This window comes from Kitasatospora sp. NPDC057512 (genome assembly GCF_042802135.1).
Lineage (GTDB): Bacteria > Actinomycetota > Actinomycetes > Streptomycetales > Streptomycetaceae > Kitasatospora.
The window spans coordinates 1-7,820 of record NZ_JBHVET010000383.1 but is presented as its reverse complement, the minus strand read 5'-3'; the positions used below and the strand labels follow the sequence as shown (position 1 = coordinate 7,820).

Genomic DNA, 7,820 nt, shown 5'->3' with positions numbered 1-7,820 from the left:
GGACGGCGCCGCCGTGGTCGAGCGGGACGGCGAGGGTCCCGCAGGTGAATTCGGGCGCGTCCGGACAGGGCGCCTGCCCGGTGATCCCGCCGCCGCCGGCTCCGGCTCCGGCTCCGGTGGAGGCGAGGGCGGGGGTGGAGGCGAGGGCGGGGGTGGCCAGCGTGGTGCCGGCGACCACCGCGACGGCGCCCAGCAGGGCGGCGATGCGGCCGCGCGTGCTCGTCATGTGAGTCCTTCCGCTCGCACCGCGTCCGTACTGACGCGGGCACGGAGGTAGCCTGCGCCCGGGACGACGGCGAAGGCGAGCGGTTATCCGGGGATTCGGCCAGGGGCGAATCCCCGACGGGCCCGGCAAGCGTGACGTACCGTCACATCAACCGCAGAAGCAGCGGCAGCGGCAGCCTCAGAGCAGCACCCGCGGCAGCACCACCCGCACCCACTCCTCCGGCTGCGACAGGTGCGGGGCGTGCCCGGCGCCGCGGTACAGGTGGCGTTCCGCCTTGGGCAGGGTGAGGTCGATGAGGTCCAGCACCTCGCCGAACATCGGCGCGCTCTCCTCGCTCTGGGTGAGCAGCGCGGGCTCGCCGAAGCGGGCGAGCCCGATGAGGTCGAGGTCGAGCGCGTCCGGGTCGCGCAGCTCGTCCAGGTAGGTGGGCGCGTTGCGGATGTAGCTGTGCCGGACCGGCGCGGGCAGCTGCTCCCAGGCGCCGGGGCCGAAGGCGAGGCTGTCCACGTACAGTTCGGCGGCGGCGGCCGACTCGGCCTGTTCCAGCAGCTCCCGGACGGCGGCGATCCGGTCGGCGAAGCCGGTGCCGAGCGGTCGCAGGTCCGGGTCGGCGAGCAGGATGCCGGTGCCCGGCGGCTCGTGCACGGCGATCCCGCGCAGCAGGTCGGGCCGGGCGGCGGCGAGCCGGAGGACGACCAGGGCCCCGTAGGAGTCGCCGTAGGCGAAGGCGGGCGCGAGGCCCAGTTCCTGGATCAGCCCGGCCAGGTCGGCCGCGTCCTCGTGCACCGAACCCTGGGTGAGCGGGTCCTCGCTGCGACTGTGCCCCCGGCGGTCGTAGGCGACCGCGGTGGTGGACTCCGCCAGGCCGGGCAGCACCCGCGCCCAGGAGTCCGCGTCGCTCCAGGACCCGTGCACCAGGACGACGCCGGGGCCCTCGCCACGGGCCTCGTAGTGCAGCACCACCCCGTTCACCCTGATCTCGGCCATCACGAGTCTCCCGGTCTCGGCGGTGCTCCCCCACCAGACTGACACAACCACCCGGAAGGCTCAGATCCGTCGGCAGTGGTCCCCGTCCCGGCCCCGTCAGCTCATCGCCCGCACCGGCGGCTCGTCCCGCGTCCCGTCCTCCGCGACCACCGTGAACCGCTCCGCGTCCGACACCGACAGGTCCACCGGATAGAGCGACGCGGTGTCGTTGACGTCCAGCACGGCGCTCTGCCGCCCGGTCGCCGCCTCCACCCTGGTCACCCGGCTCCGGGTCATCGCCCACACCGAGCCGCCGTCCACCACCAGGCCGGTCACCTGGTCGTCGAGCCCCGCGGTCCACCGCTTGCCGCCGTCCGTCAGCGAGTACGCCAGCAGCCGGCCGGTGGCGGTGCGGCTCGGGTGCTTGCCGCCGCTGATGCCGATGTCGCCGGGCTTCTCCCCCGGCACGACGAACAGGTCCCCCACCACCACCCCGCCGAACAGCGGCCGGGCGCTGAACTCGTCGAAGGCGTGCAGCCCGCCCAGCATCACGTCCAGGTCGTACTCGTCCCCGGCGACCGGTATCACCGCCCGCTGCCGGCCGGTCCGGTCGTAGCTGAGCACCGCGTGGGTGCCGCGCTCGGCCTGGGCGTCCACCCACACCGCGAGCGGGTCGACCGAGACCACCGCGAGGTTCCTCAGCCCGCCCGCCGCGGGCAGCGCGATCCGCCGCTGCTCCCGGCCGTCCGCCGGGGCCAGTGAGCGCAGCACGGGCGGCGCGTCGCCGCACTGCGCGACCGTGACGGCGTCCCCGGGCCCGCCCGCGACCTGCAGCGGGGTGCAGCCCGGATCGGCCGCGCCGCGCCAGACGTCCCGGCCGTCCGCCAGCCGGACGGCGCGCCAGCCGGCCTTCTCCTGGAGGAGGGCCTGCTGCCCGGCCACCGCGACCACGTCCGGCGTCGCGTCGTCCCCGTCCCGGGCGGGCGCGTCCACGGCGGCGGTCCAGCCCTCCCTGCCGTCGGAGAGGTCCAGCGCGGTGACGGCGGCGCACGGCTTGTCGTGCGGCGCGTGGCCGATCAGGCCGAGGGCGCCGCCGCGGCCCGTGCCGTCGGAGCCGGTCGTCCGGCTCATCGCGCACACCGTGTCCTCCCCGGGCGGGGACCAGTGCCAGGCGACGGCCCCGGTGGCGCGGCGGTACGCCACCACCAGGTCCGGCCGGGCCCGGACCACCAGGTCCCCGCTGGTCCAGCTGCCCACCGCGCGGATCGTCGACGGCCGGTCCAGCGGTGCCTTCCAGGAGTCGTTGAGGCCGTCCCCGGCGAAGCCGACGAAGATCCCGAGTCCCAGCACCGCCCCGACGGCGGCCGACGGGAACCCGGCCCTCGGGTGGATCAGCGCCCAGACGAAGCCCGCACCGCAGGGCATCAGCCCCAGGATGCTGATGATCCCCATGTACGCGAGGCTGTCGCCGCCGAACCCGTTCGCCGGGCCGAACAGCACGGCCAGCCCCATGCTCGCGAACATCGCCCCCAGCACCCCGCCGGAGACCACCATCCAGGTCTCCCGGCCCCAGGCGGACCACACTCCCCACTTCGCCCGGACACCACTGTCCTCGGGCCGAACGGCCATGCCGGTCTCTCCCCTGCGACGCGCCGCCCACCGCGTCGGGGCGACGATCATCGGATCGTCGCAGAGCGCGCCATGATCCGGAACAAAGAGCAGGGAAAACCCCGGCCATGACCCGCACACACCGGGCCCGGGGCGCCGGTAGCACCTGCCGTCCCCGGCGCGCGCCGGGCGCGGAAATCGATCGCCCGCCCCTGGGCCCGGACGGTCGCCTCGCTCATCGCCCCCGGCGGCTTCCTCTACCTCGCCGCGTACCACCCGGTGGCCGACGTCCTCGCCGCCGTCGAGACCCCCGTCCCCCACGCCGACGCCCTCCCCCGCGGTGCCGCTGAGCGCGATCCCCCTTGTGCTCACGGCGGGCACATTTTGGCCCCTCAGTTCCAGCCCGCGTCCCCGCCCCCGCCCTCTGCCCTGCCCGCGTCCCCGCCCCTGTCCGCTGTCCCGCCCGCTGCCGTGTCCGCCGCCCTGTCCCCGCCCGGCACCCAGTTGCCGTGCAGGCCCAGGGGCACCCGCACCGGCAGGTGGATGCGGGCCAGCGGCTCGCCGGTGAAGTCCTGGGCGGCGAGGACCACCAGGTCCGCCGCTCCCCGCTCCGGGTCGTGGACGTAGGCCATCAGGTACCCGTCGTCCTCCGCCGTCGGCGACTCGGCGGCGACGAACACCGCCTCGCCCACCGCCCCGTCGCGCCCGAACTCGTGGGCCTCGACGGTCCCCCGGCTCAGGTCGTGCTTGAGCAGGGCGTTGCTGAAGCCCTCGTCCGGGCGGTCGTCCCCGGGGCCGGTCGGCGGCGCGTAGAGCTCGACGGCGGCCGCGTAGCCGTAGCGGTACGGGCGGCCGGTGTGGCGCGAGTTGAGGCGCGGGAACTCCTGCACCCGGTCGTCCAGCCGCTCCTCCCGGACCGTCCCCGCCGCCAGGTCGATCGTCCAGCGGTCGAGCGTGGGCCGACTCGCGCCGATGTTCCGCAGGTCCATGCCCGGCGGGTGCCGCACGACGTCGACCACCAGCTCGTCCGCCGTCCGCTCGTACGCGTTGAGGGTGTGCCCGACCAGGTGCGGCGCGAGCTCGAACCACCGCACCGCGCCGCCCTCGCGCGGCATCACCCCGACCCGGGCGGCGCGCCGCTCGTCCCAGGTGAAGGGCACGCCGGTGGCCAGGTGCGCCGGGCTGAACACCACCTGCGTGTCGTACAGCAGCACGAACCGCTCGGTGAGCGCGAAGTCGTGCATGTACGGGTTCCCGGGGACCTCGATCAGCGTGCTGCGCCGGACGGTGCCGGCGGCGTCCATCACGATGTGCTGCACGTGCTCGGAGCCGTACAGGAAGGCCAGCGAGTGCAGTTCCCCGGTGTGCGGGTCGACGATCGAGTGGGCGTTGGCGCTGTACCCCTGCGGCGTGGCACCCAGCCCGCACGGCCCCACCGTGTCCAGCTCGTAGGTGAGTTCGTACGGGCGGATGCCGCCTTCGAGCAGCGCGTAGGTGCGCCCGGCGAGGCCCGCGACCTGCACGTTGGGGGAGATGTCCATCCGCTCGTCGACGGGCGTGCCGCGCCGGGGCTCACCGAGCCGGTCGGCGACCGCGCCGGAGCGGACCCAGCGGTTGCGGTACCACTCGGCGCGCCCGTCCCGGATCCGCACGCCGTGCACCATGCCCGCGCCGAGGGTCCACAGGTGGGCGCCCGCGTCGTCGATGCCCAGCGGGTTGGGGCCGTTGCGCAGGTAGCGGCCGTCGAGGTGGGCGGGTATCCGGCCGGTGACGGGCAGGTCGTAGGCCGTGACCTCCTCGGTCACCGGGGCGAAGTTCCCGGAGACGTAGCGGCTGCGCCTCGTACCGTTGCTGTTGCCGTTGCTCTTGTTGTTGCTGTTGTTGCTATTGTTTCCGTTGTTGATCGTGCCGTTGCGAATCGGGCTGCCTGGGCTCATCGTGTCGACCTCTCGTCAGGTGATGGGGTGTCCGGACTCGTTCACGAACCGGCGCCGAACGCCCGCCCCAGTGCGGCCATCAGCGCCTCGTAGCGCGCCCCGGCCTCGGCCGACGCGAAGTGGCCGGCGAGCTCCAGGCTCACCGCGCCGTGGGTGGCCGCCCAGAAGAGGTTGGACACTTCAAGGGCGTCACCGGACCGGAAGACCCCGGCCGCCATGCAGGCCTCGACGGCGGCCACCGAGGCGCCGAACGCGCCGTCGGCCAGGGCCAACGCCTCTGCGCTGGGCCGGAATCCGGGCACCGGCCGCTCGAACATCACGCGGTAGTAGGCGGGTTCGGAGACCGCCCGCTCCCGGTAGGCGCGGCCAAGCTCGGTCAGGTACGCCAACGGGTCGCTCCCGCGCGGGACTTGCTCCTGCGCCCGGCGCAGCCGCGCGAAACCCTCCCGGTACAGCGCGTCGAGCAGCCCCTCCTTCCCGCCGAACATCGTGTACAGCACCTTGGTCGAGGAGCCGATCTCGGCGGAGATCCGGCGCACGGTCAGCGCTGCGGGGCCTTCGGCGACGAGGAGGGAGATGGCGCGGTCGAGGATCACGGCGCGTACGGCATCCTGGCCGACCCGCTGCGCGTCCTGGTAGGGCGTGCTCATGGGTAACAACGTAACCGATGAGAAACAGCGTTACCACCCTTTGCGGGCAACGGATTTCACAACCCGCCCGGCCCGACCGCCCGGCCGCCCTGACGGGCCGTCCGACCCCCTGACTAGACTGGCGCGCTCCACAGCCGAGGGGAGTCAGCGATGAGCGGTGTCACCCGCTGCGACGAGGTCGCGGCCGAGGCGGGCCTGGGCGAACGGCGACGGCTGTACCGGACCAGCCGCCGGATCGGCGACGGAGTCGGAAAGTGGGGCCTGGGACTGCCCGGCATCCTCGTCTTCGCCGCCTCCGGCTGGACCTGGTGGGGCGCCGTCCTCGCGGTCGCCGCCGTGGCCGCGGCCGCCGTGGCCTACAAGAAGGTGCCGCCGCGCTCCGGGCTGGTCGCCGTGGCGCGCTACCAGGGCGGTCTCGTCCTCCACCACGCGGGCGGCGACTTCCGCGCCCTGCCCTGGGACGCCATCGAGAGCTACGAGTACATACCCTCCCGGATGGAGTTCCGCGGGAACCTGAGCATCGAGCACTTCGGCCGCGTCCTCATCCTGGCGCGCGACCGCGAAACCCCCTTTGTGGTCTCGAAACTGGCGGGCCGCTACGAACCGGGGCTGGCCGAGGCCATCCGCGCGGGCCTGATGCCGCGCTACACCGCGCCGCTGCACGAGCGGTTCGAGGAGGAGGGGCATGTCCTGTTCGGGAGGGTGCTCGCCGTGCTGCCCGCAGGGCTCCTCCTCGACCCCGACGGCGACCACCCTGCGGCCCCGCTGCCGTGGAGCGACCTCCAGGACGTCAGCGCCGAGGGCACGCGCGAACTCCGGATCACGGCGCGCACCGAACCGGGCCAGGGCGGACGGGTCGTCACCCGCGTGCTCGCCGATGCGGACGTCGTCGCGGCGTTCATCCACGAGACCCGGGCGAAACTCCTGCCGGAGCAGCGCCCGGAGTGACCGACCAGCGCGACCGGGTCGTGTGGCCGACCAGCGCGACCGGGCTGTATGGCCGACCCGCGCGACCGGTCCGCGGCCGCACCCCGAGCCGCGCCGGCCGACTCGACGGCCGTCCGCCAGGGCGCGCCAACCCCGCGCCACGGCCGGGCAGTTGACATGCGCCGGGCATCCGTCGGGGCGCCGGCGGCAGCCGGTCCGCGCGTCGTGCTGCGCCGACCGGGTCAACCTCGGCGCCGGACTGTACGCGCACGCCCCGTCGGCTCGTTCTGCTGTACATGCCTCCCCTGATCCCGACGCCACCACCGCTGCCCGTACGCAGCACCGCGCGGACCACCGCACGGAGGTCCTTGTGGCCGTGATCGGCCGTGCGGCGGCCACCGTGGTCGCGCTGGGCATCCTGCTCATCCCGGCGGCCGTCACGGCGGGCACCGACCTGACGCCCGAGCTCGGCGCGGGCTGGTGGGAGGTGTCGGCCAACGCCGCCAACGTCCGGGTCGACCACTTCGGCGAGGAGACCGTCATCGGACTCGCCCGTTCGGGTGACCGGGTCGAGGTCGTGGACACCTGGACCTCACCGCTCGGCGCCCGCTGGGCGAAGGTCATGGTGGAGCGCACCCGGGTCTCAGGCTGGGTCCTGTGGTCCCTGCTCGCGCACCGCGACCCCTCTTCGGAACCGTAGAATCCGCCTGTACACATCAGGAGGGAATTCGCGTGTTCCGAGCGCAGCGTCCGCGCACCGCAGAGCTGACCCCACGACGGGGCGAGGAGCCGGTCGCCGGCGTCGCCCTGCTGCTGCCGGGCGGGTTCCTCCGCAGTCGGCGCGCACCGATGCGGGTCGCCGAACTGGGCCTGCGGGACCTGGCCACCGAACTCACCGACCGCGGCCGGCCGCACGGCCTCGCGGTGCACCTGCTGCGCTACCGCCACGGCGGCTGGAACGGCGCGGACGCCGACACCGCCGTCGACACCCGCTGGGCGCTCGACGAGCTGGACCGGCTCTACCCGGGCGCACCCGTCGTGCTGATCGGCAACTCGCTGGGCGGGCGCGCCGCCTTCTGGTGCGCCGGGCACCCCTCGGTGGTCGGCGTGGCCGGGATCGCGCCGTGGCTGCCCAGCGGCGACCCGGTCGACCAGCTGGCCGGGCGGCGGGTGCTGATCGTCCACGGCACCGGGGACAACAGCTCGGCCAGTGCCACCCAGTCCCTGGAGTACGCGCTGCGCGCCCGCCGGGTCGTCCCGGACCTCGCGCGGTACGAGGCCCCGGGCGCCAACCACCTGCTGCTCCGCGAGTCCCGCGACATCAGCGCGCTGACCACCGCCTTCACCCTCGGCGTCCTGGGCGCCGAGCCCGCCCCGATGGTGGCGGGGGCGGTCTGCACCCGGCTCCCGGCGCGGGTGTAGCCACCGTTCCCCTGCCGCTGCCGCGTTCCGCACCCCGTGCGTCCCGCGTCCGCGCCCCGGGCCTCCCCTGCCGATCGGCAGGGG

At 74.5% G+C, this 7,820-nt stretch carries 7 protein-coding genes and 1 pseudogene; 3 read left to right on the top strand and 5 right to left on the bottom strand.

What is annotated here, in order from left to right:
- The 5 genes and pseudogenes from ACFU6K_RS23525 to ACFU6K_RS23505 all read right to left on the bottom strand — a co-directional run.
- Window positions 1–226: pseudogene (locus ACFU6K_RS23525) on the bottom strand (hypothetical protein); the annotation flags it as partial.
- A 177-nt stretch (window positions 227–403) separates the two neighbouring features.
- Entirely contained in the window at window positions 404–1,213 is an 810-nt protein-coding gene (locus ACFU6K_RS23520; RefSeq protein ID WP_380666046.1) for an alpha/beta fold hydrolase, read from the bottom strand.
- A 96-nt stretch (window positions 1,214–1,309) separates the two neighbouring features.
- A complete protein-coding gene (locus ACFU6K_RS23515; RefSeq protein ID WP_380666042.1) occupies window positions 1,310–2,821 on the bottom strand; it encodes a PQQ-binding-like beta-propeller repeat protein in 1,512 nt (503 codons plus the stop codon).
- 371 nt (window positions 2,822–3,192) lie between these two features.
- Window positions 3,193–4,737: a carotenoid oxygenase family protein gene (locus ACFU6K_RS23510; RefSeq protein WP_380666040.1), complete on the bottom strand. Its 1,545-nt coding sequence runs from the start codon at window positions 4,735–4,737 to the stop codon at window positions 3,193–3,195.
- 41 nt (window positions 4,738–4,778) lie between these two features.
- Window positions 4,779–5,387, bottom strand: coding sequence for a TetR/AcrR family transcriptional regulator (locus tag ACFU6K_RS23505; RefSeq protein ID WP_380666038.1), 609 nt, complete (start codon window positions 5,385–5,387; stop codon window positions 4,779–4,781).
- A gap of 150 nt (window positions 5,388–5,537) precedes the next feature.
- Here ACFU6K_RS23505 and ACFU6K_RS23500 point away from each other — a divergent pair, with 150 nt between their 5' ends.
- The 3 genes from ACFU6K_RS23500 (at window position 5,538) to ACFU6K_RS23490 (ending at window position 7,736) form a co-directional block, all read left to right on the top strand.
- Complete coding sequence (locus ACFU6K_RS23500; RefSeq protein WP_380666036.1) at window positions 5,538–6,335, top strand: hypothetical protein; 798 nt, start codon at window positions 5,538–5,540, stop codon at window positions 6,333–6,335.
- Window positions 6,336–6,684: 349 nt separating this feature from the next.
- Window positions 6,685–7,014 (top strand): hypothetical protein, encoded by a 330-nt coding sequence (locus ACFU6K_RS23495; RefSeq protein WP_380666034.1) that lies wholly within the window; start codon window positions 6,685–6,687, stop codon window positions 7,012–7,014.
- Window positions 7,015–7,046: 32 nt separating this feature from the next.
- Entirely contained in the window at window positions 7,047–7,736 is a 690-nt protein-coding gene (locus ACFU6K_RS23490; RefSeq protein ID WP_380666032.1) for an alpha/beta hydrolase, read from the top strand.
- The last annotated feature ends 84 nt before the right edge of the window (window positions 7,737–7,820 follow it).